Origin of the sequence: Amycolatopsis coloradensis (genome assembly GCF_037997115.1) — a bacterium.
In the GTDB taxonomy this organism is placed as follows: Bacteria; Actinomycetota; Actinomycetes; order Mycobacteriales; family Pseudonocardiaceae; genus Amycolatopsis; species Amycolatopsis coloradensis_A.
The window spans coordinates 2,200,124-2,216,515 of sequence record NZ_CP150484.1 but is presented as its reverse complement, the minus strand read 5'-3'; the positions used below and the strand labels follow the sequence as shown (position 1 = coordinate 2,216,515).

Annotated in this window: 16 protein-coding genes and 2 pseudogenes; 9 read left to right on the top strand and 9 right to left on the bottom strand. The window is 68.2% G+C overall.

The annotated features are described in order from the left end of the window. Together LCL61_RS10370 and LCL61_RS10365 are read left to right on the top strand one after the other, a co-directional pair. Positions 1-226, top strand: a pseudogene (locus tag LCL61_RS10370) (hypothetical protein); the annotation flags it as partial. Between the two features lie 24 nt (positions 227-250). Continuing rightward, a pseudogene (locus LCL61_RS10365) lies at positions 251-568 on the top strand (ESX secretion-associated protein EspG); the annotation flags it as partial. A gap of 46 nt (positions 569-614) precedes the next feature. Here the strand turns inward: LCL61_RS10365 and LCL61_RS10360 are convergent. The 3 genes from LCL61_RS10360 to LCL61_RS10350 form a co-directional block, all read right to left on the bottom strand. Further along, on the bottom strand, positions 615-1,931 hold the full coding sequence (locus tag LCL61_RS10360; protein ID WP_091598543.1) for a citrate synthase: 1,317 nt from the start codon (positions 1,929-1,931) through the stop codon (positions 615-617). A 192-nt stretch (positions 1,932-2,123) separates the two neighbouring features. Next, positions 2,124-3,065 carry a carbohydrate kinase gene (locus LCL61_RS10355; protein ID WP_340686642.1) on the bottom strand — a complete coding sequence of 314 codons (942 nt, stop codon included), beginning with the start codon at positions 3,063-3,065 and terminating at the stop codon, positions 2,124-2,126. 43 nt (positions 3,066-3,108) lie between these two features. Beyond that, complete coding sequence (locus LCL61_RS10350) at positions 3,109-3,699, bottom strand: TetR/AcrR family transcriptional regulator (RefSeq protein WP_340686641.1); 591 nt, start codon at positions 3,697-3,699, stop codon at positions 3,109-3,111. A gap of 103 nt (positions 3,700-3,802) precedes the next feature. Here LCL61_RS10350 and LCL61_RS10345 point away from each other — a divergent pair, with 103 nt between their 5' ends. From LCL61_RS10345 to LCL61_RS10335, 3 genes are all read left to right on the top strand, one after another. After that, complete coding sequence (locus LCL61_RS10345) at positions 3,803-4,948, top strand: acyl-CoA dehydrogenase family protein (RefSeq protein WP_340686640.1); 1,146 nt, start codon at positions 3,803-3,805, stop codon at positions 4,946-4,948. Between the two features lie 74 nt (positions 4,949-5,022). Continuing rightward, positions 5,023-5,577 carry a Uma2 family endonuclease gene (locus tag LCL61_RS10340; protein WP_340686639.1) on the top strand — a complete coding sequence of 185 codons (555 nt, stop codon included), beginning with the start codon at positions 5,023-5,025 and terminating at the stop codon, positions 5,575-5,577. A gap of 204 nt (positions 5,578-5,781) precedes the next feature. Further along, complete coding sequence (locus LCL61_RS10335; RefSeq protein WP_340686638.1) at positions 5,782-6,225, top strand: hypothetical protein; 444 nt, start codon at positions 5,782-5,784, stop codon at positions 6,223-6,225. A gap of 40 nt (positions 6,226-6,265) precedes the next feature. Here LCL61_RS10335 and LCL61_RS10330 read toward each other — a convergent pair whose 3' ends face one another. Genes LCL61_RS10330 through LCL61_RS10320 form a run of 3 tightly spaced genes read right to left on the bottom strand, consistent with a single transcriptional unit; the run spans position 6,266 to position 8,896 of the window. Beyond that, complete coding sequence (locus tag LCL61_RS10330; RefSeq protein WP_340686637.1) at positions 6,266-7,495, bottom strand: amidohydrolase; 1,230 nt, start codon at positions 7,493-7,495, stop codon at positions 6,266-6,268. An 11-nt stretch (positions 7,496-7,506) separates the two neighbouring features. Further along, positions 7,507-7,989 (bottom strand): GNAT family N-acetyltransferase, encoded by a 483-nt coding sequence (locus LCL61_RS10325; RefSeq protein ID WP_340686636.1) that lies wholly within the window; start codon positions 7,987-7,989, stop codon positions 7,507-7,509. 1 nt (position 7,990) lies between these two features. After that, on the bottom strand, positions 7,991-8,896 hold the full coding sequence (locus tag LCL61_RS10320; RefSeq protein WP_340686635.1) for an aldose 1-epimerase family protein: 906 nt from the start codon (positions 8,894-8,896) through the stop codon (positions 7,991-7,993). 52 nt (positions 8,897-8,948) lie between these two features. Here LCL61_RS10320 and LCL61_RS10315 point away from each other — a divergent pair, with 52 nt between their 5' ends. From LCL61_RS10315 to LCL61_RS10300, 4 genes are all read left to right on the top strand, one after another. Then, a complete protein-coding gene (locus LCL61_RS10315) occupies positions 8,949-10,457 on the top strand; it encodes a fatty acyl-CoA synthetase (protein WP_340686634.1) in 1,509 nt (502 codons plus the stop codon). Between the two features lie 132 nt (positions 10,458-10,589). After that, the gene (locus LCL61_RS10310) at positions 10,590-11,153 is read left to right on the top strand and encodes a TetR/AcrR family transcriptional regulator (protein WP_340686633.1); all 564 of its coding nucleotides are present in this window, start codon (positions 10,590-10,592) and stop codon (positions 11,151-11,153) included. Then, positions 11,153-11,983: an MBL fold metallo-hydrolase gene (locus LCL61_RS10305; protein WP_340686632.1), complete on the top strand. Its 831-nt coding sequence runs from the start codon at positions 11,153-11,155 to the stop codon at positions 11,981-11,983. Before LCL61_RS10310 ends, LCL61_RS10305 begins: the two co-directional genes overlap by 1 nt. Next, complete coding sequence (locus tag LCL61_RS10300) at positions 11,980-12,807, top strand: MBL fold metallo-hydrolase (protein ID WP_340686631.1); 828 nt, start codon at positions 11,980-11,982, stop codon at positions 12,805-12,807. The genes LCL61_RS10305 and LCL61_RS10300 overlap by 4 nt, the downstream gene beginning before the upstream one ends. Here LCL61_RS10300 and LCL61_RS10295 read toward each other — a convergent pair. From LCL61_RS10295 to LCL61_RS10285, 3 genes are all read right to left on the bottom strand, one after another. After that, positions 12,804-14,189 carry an APC family permease gene (locus LCL61_RS10295; RefSeq protein ID WP_340686630.1) on the bottom strand — a complete coding sequence of 462 codons (1,386 nt, stop codon included), beginning with the start codon at positions 14,187-14,189 and terminating at the stop codon, positions 12,804-12,806. The two genes, LCL61_RS10300 and LCL61_RS10295, sit on opposite strands and share 4 nt — an antisense overlap. Positions 14,190-14,284: 95 nt before the next feature. Then, positions 14,285-14,869 carry a DUF3558 domain-containing protein gene (locus LCL61_RS10290; RefSeq protein WP_340686629.1) on the bottom strand — a complete coding sequence of 195 codons (585 nt, stop codon included), beginning with the start codon at positions 14,867-14,869 and terminating at the stop codon, positions 14,285-14,287. Positions 14,870-14,893: 24 nt separating this feature from the next. Next, entirely contained in the window at positions 14,894-16,177 is a 1,284-nt protein-coding gene (locus tag LCL61_RS10285; protein WP_340686628.1) for an MFS transporter, read from the bottom strand. Between the last annotated feature and the right edge of the window lie 215 nt (positions 16,178-16,392).

The following is a 16,392-nucleotide window of genomic DNA, read 5'->3' as shown; positions in this document are numbered from 1 at the left end:
CGGCATGGGCGGGCTCGGCGGCCTGGGTGGCGGAGACCTGGCCGGTGGGCGTGGTGGTGCCGGCCGTGGTGGCGCCGGAGCGATGGGCCCGATGGGGGCAGGCGGCAGGCGTGCCGATGGTGACGAGGACGACGAGCACCAGCGTCCCGACTACCTGATCGAGGCCGACCCCGACGCGATCTTCGGCACCGACCAGCGGACCAGCCCGCCGGTCATCGGCGAGTAACGGATGACCGTCAGAACGGGCCGGGTGGACGTCCCGGTCGAAGCCTTGGCGGTGCTCGCCGAACGCGAACGCGTCGGCGACCTGCACATCACGGTGCGTCCCGAACCGCGCTGGCTGTCCAGGACGGCCCGCGCGGAGGCGGACAAGCGAGTGGAAGCGGCGTTGGCGCAAGCCGGGCTGCTGGACTCGAGTGGCCGCACGTCGGTCGACTTCCTGGACTGGCTTCCGGTGCTCACGAAACCGGCCATCGAGTACTACGGCTGGGTGAACACCGGAGGCGAGACCTACGGCGTCCTCGCCGCGTCGCTGGGACTGCAGGCGGTGCTGGCCGTTGCGTCCGGCAAAATTTGCCATGAAAGGCCCCTTCATCGCACTTGCGGAAGAGGGATCAGCGCTCCGAGATGGGCGCGTAGTCCCGCGACGCGTAGCCGGTGTAGATCTGCCGCGGGCGGCCGATCTTGGTGGCCGGGTCCTGGATCATCTCGCGCCAGTGCGCGATCCAGCCCGGCAGGCGGCCGAGCGCGAACAGCACGGTGAAGTACTTCGTCGGGAAACCGAGCGCCCGGTAGATCAGACCGGTGTAGAAGTCGACGTTCGGGTACAGCTTCCGCTCGATGAAGTAGTCGTCCGAGAGCGCGGTCTCTTCCAGCTTCTTCGCGATGTCGAGCAGCTGGTCGCCGCCCTTGAGCTTGGAGAGGATCTCGTCCGCGGTGTTCTTGATGATCTTCGCGCGCGGGTCGTAGTTCTTGTAGACCCGGTGCCCGAAGCCCATCAGGCGGACACCCTTTTCCTTGTTCTTCACGCGGGTGACGAAGTTCGCGACATCGCCGCCCTCGGCCTGGATGCCCTCGAGCATGTCCAGGACCGCGCTGTTGGCGCCACCGTGCAGCGGGCCGAAGAGCGCGTTGATACCGGCCGAGATCGAGGCGAACAGGTTCGCCTCGGAGGAGCCGACGAGACGCACGGTCGAGGTCGAGCAGTTCTGCTCGTGGTCGGCGTGCAGGATGAACAGCAGGTCGAGCGCCTTGGCGACGTCCGGGTCGACCTCGTAGGGCTCGGCCGGGAAACCGAAGGTCATCCGGAGGAAGTTCTCGACCAGGCCGAGCGAGTTGTCCGGGTACAGCAGCGGCTGGCCGACGGACTTCTTGTACGCGTACGCGGCCAGGGTCGGAACCTTGGCCAGAAGGCGGATGGTGGACAGCTCCACGTTCGCTTCGTCGAACGGGTTGAGCGAGTCCTGGTAGAAGGTCGACAGCGCGGATACGGCACTGGAGAGCACCGGCATCGGGTGCGCGTCGCGCGGGAAGCCGCTGAAGAAGGCCTTCAGGTCCTCGTGCAGCAGGGTGTGCCGCTGGATCTTCCCGGTGAACTCCTCCAGCTGCGCCTGGGTCGGCAGCTCGCCGTAGATGAGCAGGTACGAGACCTCGATGAAGGTCGACTTCTCGGCCAGCTGTTCGATCGGGTACCCGCGGTAGCGCAGGATGCCGGCGTCACCGTCGATGTAGGTGATGGCCGACGACGCGGCACCGGTGTTCACGAACCCCGGGTCGTGGGTGATGTACCCGGTCGTCGCCAGCAGCTTCCCCAGCTCGATCCCAGGCGCGCCCTCGACCGGGTGGATCACCTTGAACTCGTGCTCGCCGTTGGGCAGGCGCAGCGTCGCGGTCTCGCCGGACTGCCCCGCAGCCGTCGTCGCGTCGGACATGTAAGTCCCTCTCACGTTCAGCACGGGCCGGCGGCGCCTGTAGGTTCCACAGGTACGCCCTCTTTCACGCGCGTGACCCACGGCCTCGCTGCACACCGCCCCGCTGGGGTATGAATTCCCCTCTACGCTAGTCGAGAATGGGGTCAACGCGCAGCGGGTGAGTTGCTCACAACAGCCCCTTTGGGACCAGGTTCACACGGCGGATGCCATATCGCCCGCCGTCGGCGGTTCGGCCCCGCTCCGCGAGACGGTGATCGACGCCGCTTTCGCCGCGAATTCGAGCGCCGTACGCCAGCCGTCGGCGTCGAGAGTGGACAAGTCACGGACCCCGTTCGAGTACAGCCACGCCAGCAGGGCGCCCTGCACGGTGTCACCGGCGCCGATCGTGTCGACGACGTCGACCCGGCGCGAGGGGACCTGGGCGATTTCGCCCGCTCGTGTGATGACGGACAGCCCTTGCGCGCCCCGGGTGAGCACGACGGCATCGACTCCGCAAGAGGTCCAGACCTTTGCCGCGTCGACCGGGTCGGCGCCCTCGGCGAGCCATTCCGTGTCGTCGTCGGAGATCTTGAGCAGGCGGATATGCGGCAGCCAGGACTCGAACCTCGCCCGGTACGCCGCCGGGTCGGCGATCAGCGCCGCACGGATGTTCGGATCGAGCACGGTCAGGACGCCGCGGTCGGATTCGCGGCGCAACACGGTTTCGTACGTGCTCGCGCCCGGCTCCAGGACCATGCCGAGGGTGCCGAGCGAGAGCGCCGTCACATCTTCCGGCAGCGGGCCGGGGTCGGCGACCAGCCGGTCCGCGGTGCCCTCGGTGTAGAAGGCGTACTGGGCGGAACCCTTCTCGTCGAGCGCGACCACGGCAAGGGTCGTCGGCTCGTTTCCCCGCTGCAGCAAGGCGGTGTCGACGCCGGAGGCGTGCAGCCGGTCCACCAGCGCGACGCCGAAGCGGTCGTTCGAGACGCGCGACAGGAAGCCCGTCGGGACGCCGAGCCGCCCGGCGGCGAGCGCGACGTTGTAGGGACCACCACCCATCCGGGGCAGCAGCGCGCGCAACCCACCGTCCACAGTGGAATCCAACGGTTCACCGGGAACGAGGTCGACCAGCGCCTCTCCACCTACGACGATCACGGGCGCGATGCTAGCCGAGGCGGCGGTGAGACCACCAGAATTGTCAGTTCAGGACATTTTTTGTCGCGATCCCGCCGAGCAAAAGCTCCGACAACGCGGTGAACGCTTCGGCGTCGGTCACCCCGGTGCGCTGACCGACGACACCGGTCTGGATTCCCTCGATGATCAGTCCCGCCATTTCCGCGATCAGCCGCGCGTGCACCTCGCGGAAAACACCGTCGGTGACGCCGCGATCGATGAACGACCGGATCCGGCGGGCCGCGGCGCGACTGTTGAGCTGATACGCGTCCCGCGCCGGCGCGAATTCGGCGATGTCGGTCATGAAAGCGGCCGAGGCGCGATTCAGGTATTCAGAGATCCCGGCGAGATACTCGCCGAGGATCTTGCGGGCGTCGTCGATCCCGGCGATCCGCTCCTCCAGCAGGTCGGCGGCCCCCTTGAAAAAGTGGGTGACGACCTTCACCGCGAGCTGCTCCTTGCTGGGGGCGAGCGCGTAGAGGGTCGACTTCGAGCAGCGGAGCCTCGCGGCCAGGTCGTCCAGCGTGAACTGGGAGAACCCCTCGGCGAGGAAGAGTGCTTCAAGTTCCGAGAGCAGTGCTCTCTGACGCGCGGTGGGCTGGCGGCGCGAGGTCATCGGATCACTATCCCCTACGCGAACGGTGTACCCCCAGCGCCGTCTACTGTACGCTGAATCGGCCCACAGTACTGTTTTTAGTACAGCTCAGCTCGGAGGAGCCATGCCGGCGGACCGTCTGCTGCCCAGCACCGAGGCCCAGGATCTGATCGACCTGGCCAAGGAGATCGCACGCGAGGAACTCGCCCCGATCGCGAGCAAGTACGAGGAGACCGCGCACTTCCCGCGCGAGCAGTTCCGGCTGCTCGGACAGGCCGGGCTGCTCGGCCTGCCGTACTCGGAACGCTGGGGCGGCGGCGAGCTGCCGTACGAGGTGTACCTGCAGGTTCTGGAGGAAATCGCGGCCGCGTGGATGTCGGTCGGCGTCGGGCTCTCCGTGCACACGATGTCCTGCTTCGCGCTGGCGCACCACGGCACCGACGAGCAGCGAGACCGCTGGCTGCCCTCGATGCTGGAAGGCGGCCTGCTGGGCGCGTATGCGCTCTCGGAGACCCACGCCGGCTCCGACGCGGCCGCCCTCTCGACCCGCGCGCGGCTCGACGGCGACCAGTACGTCGTGAACGGCACGAAGGCATGGATCACCCACGCGGGTGAGGCCGACTTCTACACGACCATGGTGCGCACCAGCGACGACGGCGGCCAGGGCATCTCCTGCCTGCTCGTCGACGCGGCGACGCCGGGCCTGTCGGCCGCGCCGCCCGAGCGAAAGATGGGCCTCACCGGGTCGACCACGGCGCAGCTGATGTTCGAGGACGCCGCCGTCGACGCCGACCGGCGGATCGGCGAGGAGGGCCACGGGCTGAAGATCGCGCTTTCGTCGCTCAGCTCCGGACGGCTGGGCATCGCCGCGTGCGCCGTCGGGCTCGCGCAGGCCGCGCTGGACGAGGCGCTCGAGTACGCGAAGGGCCGCACGCAGTTCGGGCGGCCGATCATCGAGTTCCAGGGACTGGAATTCCTGCTGGCCGACATGGCCGCGACCGTCGAGACGTCGCGCGCGATGTACCTCGACGCGGCTCGCCGCCGTGACCGCGGGCTGCCGTTCCAGCGGCAGGCGTCCATCGCGAAGCTCGTCGCGACCGACGGCGCGATGAAGGTGACCACCGATGCCGTGCAGGTCCTCGGCGGCGCCGGCTACACGAAGGACTTCCCGGTGGAGCGGTACATGCGGGAGGCGAAGGTGCCGCAGATCTTCGAGGGCACGAACCAGATCCAGCGCATGGTGATCGCGCGGGAACTGCGGAAAGGCTGACGCTCCGCGCTGATACGATCACCGATGGTCATCTCGTTGGCCGTGAGACACTGTGGCTGACGTGAAGAGACGCTGTGACAGCCGTTCCCTATTCCACGACCGGGTCGCACGGTGAACCAGGGTGGGCCATCCCGGATCACCTGCTGTCGGTCGCGGAGTACGCGGCGCTCGGTGAGCCCCACAACAAGGCGCTGTACGCCTTGGCCAGGCAGCTGGAGTCGCAGCTGCCCGATCACCTCGAATTCGTCCAGGACATCGACGTCGATCCGGGGCTGGCGCCGCCTGGCGAGCCGGGTTTCGCCAGGCGACCGGATCTGATCATCGCCCTCCGTGAAGCAGGCGAGCGAATCGACGAAGAAGACACGATGTACCACGCGGACGACGTCGTCGTCGTGGTCGAGATCGTGTCACCGGGCTCGAAGCGCACCGACTACGTGACCAAACACGGCGAGTACGCCGACGCGGGGATCCCGCATCACTGGATCGTCGATCTCAGCGAGCCCGTCTCGCTTGTCGCCTGCCACCAAGCGGGCGAACTCGGCTACCAGGACGCTCCGGCCATGACCGGCGAATTCGCCGCCGCCGAGCCGTTTCCGGTGAAGCTGGATCTCGACCGACTGCTCTCGTGAGTGGTGAGGACAGATCGGAAGAGCACNCATCCGGGTGATGCCGTCGCGGCCGGCGCACAGATCGGCCCAGAACTTGCCGATGTCGGGCGGGCCGAACTGCCGTGGCGGCGGACCGGCCTGCGGCGGCTGCTGCGGCCATCCGTTCTGCGGCGGATAAGGCTGCTGCCCCGGCACGGACTGAGGCGGGGACTGGAATCGGGCGCCATGCGCCTGCTGAAAACCCTGCTGCGGGAAGCCCGGCGGTTGCAGAAAACCCTGCTGCTGCGGGAAACCCGGCTGCGCCTGCCACCGCGCATCCTGCCGAGCCGCGGCGACGGCGCGATCCTTGCGCCGTTTCCCGCGGACCAGCATCGTCGCCCCCAAGCCGGTCAGCGCCACCCCGACCCCGGCCATCCAGAGCCCGTGGTCGCGGAACGTCTCGGCCCTGGACTCGGCGGCGGCCTTCATCTCGTCGTAAGTGTCCTCGTCGACGGTGCGGCCACCCTTGGTGCTTTCGCAGACGTCGCCGGGGCCCATGATCCGGCCACCGCATTTGATGACATTCGGATCCTCACGGGCGAACAACAAGGTGACGACCAGGAAACCGATACCGACGACCAGAACGAAAACCCAGCGCTTCATGTGTTACACATCCTCCCCAGTGTGTAACACATGAGAGCACGGGCCGGTCGTTCTGACAAGACCGGGTTCAGCCCTCGCGGTACCGGCGTTCCTCGGTGACCCCGACGCCGGTCTCCTCGTCGAAGTGGTAGACCTCGCGCCCCCGCACGAACACGCGCATGGCCCGGTTCATCACGTCCAGCGGGTCACCCGACCAGATGACCACATCGGCGTCGAGGCCCGGCTTCAGCGAGCCGACCTGGTCGTCGAGGTCCAGCATCGCGGCCGGGTTGACGGTCAGCGCCTTCAGCGCGGTCTCCGGGTCGAGGCCGTCCTTCACCGACAGCGCGGCCTGGTAGACCAGGAAGTTGATCGGCACGACCGGGTGGTCCGTGGTGATCGCGATCCGCACACCCGCCCTGGCGAGGATGCCGGGCGCCCGCAGGGTGCGGTTGCGCAGCTCCACTTTGGACTTGGTGGTGAACAGCGGGCCGAGGATCACCGGCACGTCCCGCTCGGCCAGCAGGTCCGCGATCAGGTGCCCTTCGGTGCCGTGGTTGATCACCAGTTTGTAGCCGAACTCGTCGGCCAGCCGGATCGCGGTCACCATGTCGTCGGCGCGGTGGACGTGCTGGTCCCAGTACAGCTCGCCGTCGAGAACCTTGGCCAGAGTCTCCTTGGTCAGGTCGACGTCGAATGGCTTGCCCTCGCCGGCGGCGTGGTCGCGCTGGGCGGCGTAGTTGCGCGCGGCGGTGAACGCGTCGCGGATGGTCGACGCGACACCCAGCCTGGTCGACGGCGTCTGCTTCTTCTCGCCGTAGACCCGTTTCGGGTTCTCGCCGAGCGCGCTCTTCACGCTGACGCCCTCGGCGAAGATCATGTCGAGCACGGTCCGGCCCCAGGTCTTGACGCCGATCGTCTGCCCGCCGATGGGGTTCCCGGAGCCTGGCTTGATGACGACGCTGGTGACGCCGCCCGCGAGCGCGTCGTCGAAGCCGGGCTCGTACGGGTCGATCCCGTCGATCGCCCGGAACCGCGCGCCGTTGGGGTCGGTCATCTCGTTCGTGTCGTTCCCCGACCAGCCTTCGCCGTCCTCGTGGACGCCGAGGTGGACGTGCGCGTCGATGAAGCCGGGCAGCACCCAGCTGCCCGCGGCGTCGATCAGTTCGGCGTCGTCGGGGACGTCGACGTCGGCGTCCGTGCCGACCGCGGCGATCTTCCCGTTCTCGATGAGGACCGTGCCGCCGTCGATGGGATCACCGTCGACCGGGACGACGTAACCACCGACGATGGCCTTGACCAGTACTTTGTCAGACATACTTTGACACGCTAACGAACTGGGCCACCGGTCCGCACGCGGGGCTTTTCGAAGTGGACCAGTTCGTAGTGCTTCTCGGGCGTGCGGTGCGTCTCGACGTACCCGAGCTTCCGGTACATCCGCAGCGGCCCCGCGCTCCGCTCCCCGGTGAACAGGCGGAACACGGTCACCGAAGGCGGCGCGGCGTCTTCGGCGGCGAGCAGCAAGGAGCTGCCGAGCCCGTGTCCCTGCCTGTCCGGGGCCACGATGAGCCTGCCGACGAGACCGGCCTCGCCGTCCACGACGATCCGGACACTCGCCACCAGCCGCCCGGATTCCCTTATGCCCCAGGCGAAACACGCGGGGTCGCCCAGAGCCGCCCTGGCCTGCTCGAAGGTCTCCATCAGCGGCGGGAGGTCGATGTTCTCGTGCGCCCTGGCCTCCGGGACGTACGCCGCGCGCTGCAGCGTGAGCACTTCGCCCGCGTCGGCGGGCCCCAGGCGGAGAAGCGACATCTCAGCGCACCCGGATCCCCCAGCTCCCGGTCCACGACGACGCGGGCTCCAGCTCGATCAGGTCCGTGCCGGTGTTGAGCGCGTCCGCGGGGCAGGTCATCGGCTCGATCGCCACCGCACGGCCGCGGCCGACCAGGTCGGCCGGTGTGAACACCTGTGCCCAACGGAAGTCCGGCCCGGCCCAGACCAGGAGCTCCCGATCCCCGTGCGAGAGGACGTGGTGGTGGTTCCCGTCCTCGGCGACGCTCAGCCCGCCGAACGCCGTGTCGAGGTCGACGCCTTCGAGCACCTTGCCGGACCGGAAGTCGTACTCGGTCCCCTCGACGTCCTGCTCGTCGGCGTATGGCATCTGCTCGTCGCCGAGATACGGGCGGACCCGGCTCGCGGGCAGTGTCAGGGTCAGCTCGTCGGTCGGCACGTCGCCGATGCGGAAATACGGGTGCGTGCCGAGCCCGACGCCGATCGGGCTCTCGCCCTCGTTGCGGATCTCGTGCGTGACGACCAGTTCGCGCGGCGAGATCTCGTAGGTGATCGTCGCGCGCAGCGGCACCGGCCAGCCCTCCTGCGCCGGGACGTCGATGGCCAGGGTGATCGAGGACTCAGCGTGTTCGAGGAGCTCCCACTCCTCGTGCCGGGTCAGGCCATGGATCGCGTTGCCGCGCGCCTCTTCGGTGATCGGGAGCTGCTGCTTCTCGCCCTGGTAGTCCCACTGGCCGCCCTTGGTGCGGTTCGGCCAGGGCAGCAGTACCTGTCCGGCGCCCTTCGGCGGCTTCTCGTCCTCGGCGAATGCCTCGACGTAGGGCACCCCGCCGACCTCGAACGCGCGCAGCCCGGCACCGATCTCGGTGATGACGGCTCGCGCGTTGCCGCGGGTGATTTCGAACTGCTCTCCGGTGGGATTGGCCATGCCGACGAGGTTACTGTGAGAACGCCCCGCCCGGACGAAGGAGACCGCCGCGATGACCGTTCCCGGCTACCCCAGCACCGTCGGCCGTGTCCTGGAACGGAGCGCGCGCCGCGTCCCGGGCCGGGTCGCCCTCACTTTCGCCGATCGCGTGTGGACGTATGCGGAGCTCGACCGCGCGGCGGGCCGGGTCGCGGCGAAGCTGCTCGATCGCGGGCTCGTCCACGGTGACCGGGTCGCGGCCTTCGGCAAGAACTCCGACGCGTACCTGTTGCTGTACCTCGGTTGCGCGCGGGCCGGGCTGGTGCACGTGCCGGTGAACTTCAACGCCCGCGGCGAGGAACTCGAATACCTGCTCACCCAGTCCGAGCCCGCCGTTGCCTTCGTCGACCCCGCACTGGCCGAGCACGTCGGCGTCGATCATGTGTCCACAATGGATGTTCTGGACTGGGCACTGGACAAGACCGTCGAGCCGCACGAGGAATCCGGGGTCGCGGACGATGACCTCGTCCAGTTGCTCTACACGTCCGGGACGACCTCGCGGCCGAAGGGCGCGATGCTCACCCATCGCGCGCTGGTGCACGAGTACTCGTCCTGCATCGCCGCGCTCGACCTGAGCGACCGCGACGTGCCGCTGCACGCGCTGCCGCTGTACCACTCGGCGCAGATGCACGTGTTCCTCATGCCCGGGCTGGCCGTCGGCGCGACGAACCATCTCGTCGAGGGGCCCGACCTCGGCGACATCCTGGCGCGGATTCCCCGTCAGGGCATCACTTCGCTGTTCTTCCCACCGACCGTCTGGGTGGGACTCGCGAACCATCCCGGCCTCGCGGACGCGGACCTGAGCTGCCTCACCAAGGCGTACTACGGCGCGTCGATCATGCCGGTGCCGGTGCTGAACGCGCTCCGCGCACGGCTGCCGGAGGTCGGTTTCTACAACTGCTTCGGCCAGTCGGAGATCGGTCCACTCGCGACAGTGCTGCGGCCGGAAGAGCACGACGCCCGGCCGGATTCCGTCGGCCGCCCGGTCCTCTTCGTCGAGACGCGGGTGGTGGACGCCGAGATGAACGACCTTCCGCCGGGTGAACTCGGCGAGGTCGTGTACCGCTCTCCCCAGCTGTGCACCGGTTACTGGGGTAAGCCCGAGGAGTCGGTGGAGGCGTTCGCGGGCGGCTGGTTCCACTCTGGCGACCTGGTACGGCAAGACGAAGAGGGCTACCTGTTCGTCGTCGACCGGATCAAGGACGTCGTCAACACCGGTGGCGTCCTGGTCGCGTCGCGCGAGGTGGAGGACGCGCTGTACGCGCATCCCGCCGTCGCCGAGGTCGCCGTCGTCGGCCTGCCGCACGAACGCTGGATCGAGGCGATCGCGGCGATCGTCGTGGTGAAGGAACCCGTCGACGAAGCGGAACTGATCGAGTTCGCCAAGAAGTCGCTGGCGGCGCACAAGGTGCCGAAGTCGGTGCATTTCGTCGGCGAGTTGCCGAAGAACGCGTCCGGGAAGCTGCTCAAACGCGAGCTGCGGCAACAGTTCGGCGGATCAGCGTCCGCGATCGGCGTCTAGCGACTCGGCGTACGCGGCGAACTCGCAGGCCGCTGCCCTCGTGCACCAAGGCGTGATGCGTATCTGATCACGCGAGCGCGTCTTGCGTTGCTTACTAGACCGGTCGTCATAGTTTGAGCTACAGTCGGTCGCATGGTCCGCCGCACCGACACCCGGCAGCGCATGCTCGATTCCGCCGCCGAGCTCTTCCACCAGCAGGGTTACCACGCCACCGGTCTCAACCAGCTCGTCGCCGCCGTCGGCGCGCCCAAGGGATCGCTCTACTTCCACTTCCCCGGCGGCAAGGAGCAGCTGGCCGCCGAGGCCATCCGCCAGTCCGCCGACCGGCTGTGCGACCAATTGCGCACGATCGCCACGAACGCGCCCGACGTCGTCACCGGGATCGAGAACGTGGTCGAAGCGCTGGCGACCTCGCTGGAGGAGTCGGATTTCCAGCGCGGCTGTCCGCTCGCGACGGTCGCGCTGGACGCGTCGGGTGACAGCGAGGCGATCCGTCAGGCCTGCGCCGACGGCTACACGTCCTGGCACACCGTCATCGCCGACGCGCTCGACACCGACAAGGCGGATCACCTGGCCACCGTCGTCCTCGCCGCCATCGAGGGCGGTCTGCTGCTGGCCAAGACGTTGCACGACAGCGCGCCGCTGCGCGCGATCGCCCCTCACCTCCGTGCCACCCTCGAACGGGAGCTGTCCTGATGCGCGTCCATCACCTGAACTGCGGAACCATGCGGCCGCTCGGCGGCAAGCTCATCGACGGCAGGCCCGGTCTGTTCCGTCGCGCCGAACTGATCTGTCACTGCCTTCTGCTGGAGACCGACACCGGGCTCGTGCTCGTCGAGACCGGCGTCGGAACGCCGACCGTCACCCGCCCGGTCGAATGGCTCGGCGCCGGTTTCGTCCGGCTGGTCCACCCCGACAGCGACGACGACCTCAGCGCCACGACCCAGATCCGCAAGCTCGGCTTCGACCCGGCCGACGTACGCGACATCGTGCTCACCCACCTCGACCTCGACCACGCGGGCGGGCTCGTCGACTTCCCTCAGGCGCGGGTCCACGTCCACGATCGCGAGCTTCAGGCGCTGGAGAAGCCGATCGACCGCAAGGAGGCGAGCCGCTACCGGAAGGTCCAGTTCAGCCACGGTCCACTGTGGAGGTCGTACCGCGCCGACGGCGAGCCGTGGTTCGGTTTCGACGCCGTCCGCGAACTCGAAGGGGTCCCGGACGTCCTGATCATCCCCCTCGCCGGGCACACCCGCGGGCACGCCGGCGTCGCGGTCGACACCGGCGACGGCTGGCTCCTCAACGCCGGTGACGCCGTCTTCCACGGCGGCGAACTGGAACGAAAGCCGCACATCCCTCCGGCCTTGGGCTTCTTCGAGTCGTACATGCAGACGGAGAAGACCGCACGACTGGACAACCAGCGCCGGCTGCGCGAACTTGTCAGTAACAACGGTGACGAGGTGACGGTCTTCGCCGCGCACGACGCCACCGCATTCGAACGGCTCAGCCAGAGGAGCAGGCTATGAAGGTGCACCACCTGAACTGCGGCACGATGCGCGCACCGGGAGGCAAACTGCTCGACGGCCAGCCCGGCCTGCTGCGCCGCTCGGAACTGGTGGCGCACTGCCTGCTCATCGAGACCGGCGACGGACTCGTACTCGTGGACACCGGTTTCGGCCGCAAGGGCGTCGAGAATCCCGGCGCGTGGCTCGGCACGCCGTTCACGCTCATGGTCGGCGCGAAACCGGTCGAAACGGAGACCGCGGCGCACCACGTCGAAGCGCTCGGCCACAAGCTCGAAGACGTCCGGCACATCATCTGCACCCACCTCGACGTCGATCACGCGGGCGGGCTCGCGGACTTCCCGAACGCCGTCGTGCACGTCCGCACCGCGGAGCACGACGCGGCGACGTCACCGGCCAACCAGAGCGAGAAGCTGCGGTTCCGCGCCAACCAGTTCGCCCACCGTCCACTGTGGAGCATGTATGACGAGGCCGGGGACGACTGGTTCGGTTTCCAGGCCGTCCGCGAGCTGAAGGGCCTGCCGCCGGAGATCCTGCTGGTACCGCTCGCGGGCCACACCAAGGGCCACACCGGGGTGGCCGTCGACACCGGCGACGGCTGGCTGCTGCACGCGGGCGACGCGTATTTCTTCCATGGCCAGATGGATCCCGTGAAGCCGCACTGCCCGCCGGGGATGACCGCCTTCCAGAACATGGTGCAGACGCTGCGCAAGCCGCGGCTGGAGAACGTCGAGCGGCTGCGGGAGCTGAGCCGAGAACACGCCGACGAGGTCACCGTGTTCTCGGCCCACAGCCCGGTGGAGTACCAGTCGCTCAGCCGCGGCTAGCCGACCGGCGGCTCGACGGGCTGCCGGTCCTCTTCCTTGTGCGTGGCCCGCATGACGAGCCAGTTGATCCCCCAGAGCACGATGCCGACGCCGAGCAGGATCGCGGCGACCTTGTAATCGCGCGCGGGCCGTCCGGACAGCGGCGTCACCAGGTAGAGACAGAAGATCGCGGCCAGCACCGGGATGATCGTCGGCGCGCGGAAATGCTGGTGCGCCGCCTTCTCCTTGCGCAGTACCAGGACCGCGACATTGACGATGGCGAACACCGCCAGCAGGAGCAACGCCGTCGTACCACCGAGCACACTGATGTCCACAAAGGACACGAGGCCGATCGCGATCAGGCTGGTGAACACGATCGCCACCCACGGGCTGCGGCGGAACGGGTGCACGGTGCCCAGCTGCTTCGGGATGATCCGCTGGTTCGCCATGCCGTAGAGCAGGCGGCTGGCCATCAGCATGTTGATCAGCGCCGAGTTGATGACCGCGAAGAGACCGATCGCGGAGAAGATCTCGCGCGGGAAACCGGGAGCCCCGACGTCGAGCACCTTCAGCAGCGCGCTGCTCTTGGCGGCCTCCAGTTCGTCGGCGGGCACCAGCAGCGAAGAGGTCACGGAGACCAGGATGTAGATGGTCGCGGCGATGACCATGCCCCACAGCATCGCCTTCGGGAAGATCCGGATCGGGTCCTTGCACTCCTCGGCCATGTTCACCGAGTCCTCGAAACCGACCATCGCGAAGAACGCCAGCGACGTCGCCGACGTGATCGCCACCAGCATCGTCTGGTTCTCGGTGTCGAACTCGACCAGCCGCGACGCGTCCCCGTTGCCGTTGAGCACCGCCCACACGCCGACCCCGATGATGATCAGCAGACCGCCGATCTCGATGCAGGTCAGCACCACGTTGGTCTTCACCGATTCGGAGACCCCGCGGAAGTTGATCAGCGCGAGCCCGATCACGAACAGGATCGCCACCAGCGGCATGGGCGCGGTGATGAATTCCTTGAGATAGGTGTCACCGAAGGCCTTCGCCGCCGACGAGGCCGACGTGATCCCTGAGCACATCACCGCGAACGCCACCATGAAGGTGAGGAAGCGGAGCTTGAACGCCTTGTGCGTGTAGAGCGCGGCCCCTGCCGCCTGCGGGTACTTGCCGACCAGTTCCAGGTAGCTGAACGCGGTCATGATCGCGACCACGAACGCGATCAGGAACGGCAGCCAAAGCGCACCGCCCACCCGGCCGGCCACCTGCCCGGTGAGCGCGTAGACGCCCGTCCCGATGATGTCCCCCACCACGAAGAACAGCAGGAGTTTGGAACCCATCACCCGCTTGAGGCTCGGTTGACCGGCCGGACCGGTCTGTTCTGTTGTCGTCGTGTCCGCCATGCGGCAAGAGTGTGCCGCATCACGTCTGGTGCCGACAGTCCGGTTTGGTCAGTTCTTCGTCACGGGTTGACGAAGCACGCCTTTGGGTAATTCGCTCAGTTCGCGTCGACCGCGGTCTTCACCAGCGGGAGCATCATTTCCTGCGTCATCTTGGTCGGCCCGGTGTAGTTGACCAGTACCGGCACGTTGTCCACGAGTTCGGCCGACGCGAGCGTCGCGGTCTTGTTCTCGTCGGTGTAGTAGATGGCGCCTTCGCCGACACCGGCGACGTCCTTCGCGTTCTGCTTGGCCTTCTTCAGCGCGGCGACCATCTCGGCGGGCTTGATCTTGTTGCCCTCGAAGCGGGTCACCGCGAGCGCGCCGATCTGCTTGCCGGCCGCCGAGTAGACGCAGCTCTTGGCCTTGCCGCCGTTGGCTGCGTTGTCCTGCACCGGACCCGGCGCAGACGTCACTCCCTGGATCGAGACCGCCTTGCCCACGGCCTCGGCGGGCAGCAGCGCGCACGGCTCCTTCGAACCGGCGCCACCGGTGGGAGCGGCCGACGAACTCGGCGCGGCGGACGGAGCCGGAGCCTGGCTCGACGGTTTGGCCGCGTTGTCCGTCTTCTCGTCCCCGGACGAACAGGCGGAAAGGGTCGCGATGACAGCGGCGAACAGGATGATCGCCCGTGAAATACGCATGGGCCCGACGATAGACCGAACGGCTCAGCCGACCGGGGCCCGGTATCGCCAGAACGACGGGATGAGCAGCGCCGCGCCGATGACCAGCACGATGACCAGCACTCCACCGCCGGAGGCCGCGGCGGCCGTGCCGACGCCGGCGGCGGCCCAGCCGTGGGTGAGGTCGGCGATCCGCGGACCGCCCGCGACGACGACGGTGAACACGCCCTGCAGCCGTCCACGCATCTCGTCGGTGGTGGCGAGCTGCAGGATCGACATGCGGTAGATCGCGCTGACCATGTCGGCGGCCCCGGCGAGCGCCATGAAGAACACCGCGAGCCACAGCGAGTTCGCGAGCCCGAAACCGGCGACGGCGGCGCCCCAGACACAGATCGAGACGATCACGCCGACACCTTGTTTGCGGATCCTGGTCAGCCAGCCGGAGAAGAGGCCGATCAGCATCGCGCCCGCGGGGAGCGCCGCGTACAGCCAGCCCAGCGCCGGGCCGCCGCCGGGCGGATCGCCGAAGGTGCGCTCGGCCATCTCCGGGATCAGCGCGCGCGGCATACCCGCGACCATCGCGATGATGTCGACGAGGAACGAGGCCAGCAGGATCTTCTGGGTCGCCAGGTATTTGAAGCCGTCGACGATGTCGCGGATCCCGGCGCGGCGCGCGATCTCGCCGAGCGGCGGGATCGGGGGCAGCTTGTAGACCGCGATGAGGGTCAAGGTCAGTGCGATGACGTCGATCAGGTAGAGCGTCGAGAGGCCGAGGATCGGGATCAGCGCACCGGCGAGCAGCGGGCCGAAGACCGCCCCGAAGGTGGACATCGTGCTGCTGAGCGCGGTCGCGGGCGCGATCAGGTTGTCCGGGACCAGCCGGGCGACGACGGCGCCGCGGGTCGGCATGTTGATCGCGAAGAACGCCTGGTTGACCGCGAGCAGGCCCAGGACGAGCCAGACGGAGCCGAGGTTCAGGAACGCCTGGAGCCACAGGACCGCCGAAGTGAGCGTGACCCCGACGTTGGTGACGAGCAGGAGTTTGCGGCGGTCGACGGCGTCCGCGATGGCGCCGCCCCAGAGCCCGAAGACGAGCAGCGGGATCAGCGCGACCAGGCCGGTCAGGCCGACATACGCCGACGAGCCGGTGAGGTCGAAGACCTGTTTGGGGACCGCCACGGCGGTGAGCTGGCTGCCGACGGCGGTGACCGCGGTGGAGAGCCAGAGGCGGCGGAACGCGGGGATCTTGAGCGGCCGGGTGTCGACCACGATCGAGCCGAACAGCTTGCGGACACCTTTGCGCTGGTCAACCCCCACGTCGTCACTCACAACCAGACAGCTTAGCCGCGCTAACTAACCATCCGCGCGCGATTTAGCTCACCCGTCGCCGCCGCCGCCGGGATTACCCTTCCCCTCGGCCAGCCGCGGCCTCAGTGACCCAACGGTCTCCCGGGAGCGCGCCAGCGCGACGGGGAGACTTCACCGCCGCGCGCCCTCTTTTGGGCCGAAGGCCCACGAAAACGCGATGAAGGGGCGCCCTCCGC

What these genes read in the sequence shown, in the direction of transcription:
- LCL61_RS10360 (WP_091598543.1), bottom strand. Translation starts at nt 1,931, where the DNA reads ATGTCCGACGCGACGACGGCTGCGGGGCAGTCCGGCGAGACCGCGACG.
- LCL61_RS10350 (WP_340686641.1), bottom strand. Translation starts at nt 3,699, where the DNA reads ATGACCTCGCGCCGCCAGCCCACCGCGCGTCAGAGAGCACTGCTCTCG.
- LCL61_RS10345 (WP_340686640.1), top strand. Translation starts at nt 3,803, where the DNA reads ATGCCGGCGGACCGTCTGCTGCCCAGCACCGAGGCCCAGGATCTGATC.
- LCL61_RS10335 (WP_340686638.1), top strand. Translation starts at nt 5,782, where the DNA reads ATGCGCCTGCTGAAAACCCTGCTGCGGGAAGCCCGGCGGTTGCAGAAA.
- LCL61_RS10330 (WP_340686637.1), bottom strand. Translation starts at nt 7,495, where the DNA reads ATGTCTGACAAAGTACTGGTCAAGGCCATCGTCGGTGGTTACGTCGTC.
- LCL61_RS10325 (WP_340686636.1), bottom strand. Translation starts at nt 7,989, where the DNA reads ATGTCGCTTCTCCGCCTGGGGCCCGCCGACGCGGGCGAAGTGCTCACG.
- LCL61_RS10320 (WP_340686635.1), bottom strand. Translation starts at nt 8,896, where the DNA reads ATGGCCAATCCCACCGGAGAGCAGTTCGAAATCACCCGCGGCAACGCG.
- LCL61_RS10315 (WP_340686634.1), top strand. Translation starts at nt 8,949, where the DNA reads ATGACCGTTCCCGGCTACCCCAGCACCGTCGGCCGTGTCCTGGAACGG.
- LCL61_RS10310 (WP_340686633.1), top strand. Translation starts at nt 10,590, where the DNA reads ATGGTCCGCCGCACCGACACCCGGCAGCGCATGCTCGATTCCGCCGCC.
- LCL61_RS10305 (WP_340686632.1), top strand. Translation starts at nt 11,153, where the DNA reads ATGCGCGTCCATCACCTGAACTGCGGAACCATGCGGCCGCTCGGCGGC.
- LCL61_RS10300 (WP_340686631.1), top strand. Translation starts at nt 11,980, where the DNA reads ATGAAGGTGCACCACCTGAACTGCGGCACGATGCGCGCACCGGGAGGC.
- LCL61_RS10295 (WP_340686630.1), bottom strand. Translation starts at nt 14,189, where the DNA reads ATGGCGGACACGACGACAACAGAACAGACCGGTCCGGCCGGTCAACCG.
- LCL61_RS10290 (WP_340686629.1), bottom strand. Translation starts at nt 14,869, where the DNA reads ATGCGTATTTCACGGGCGATCATCCTGTTCGCCGCTGTCATCGCGACC.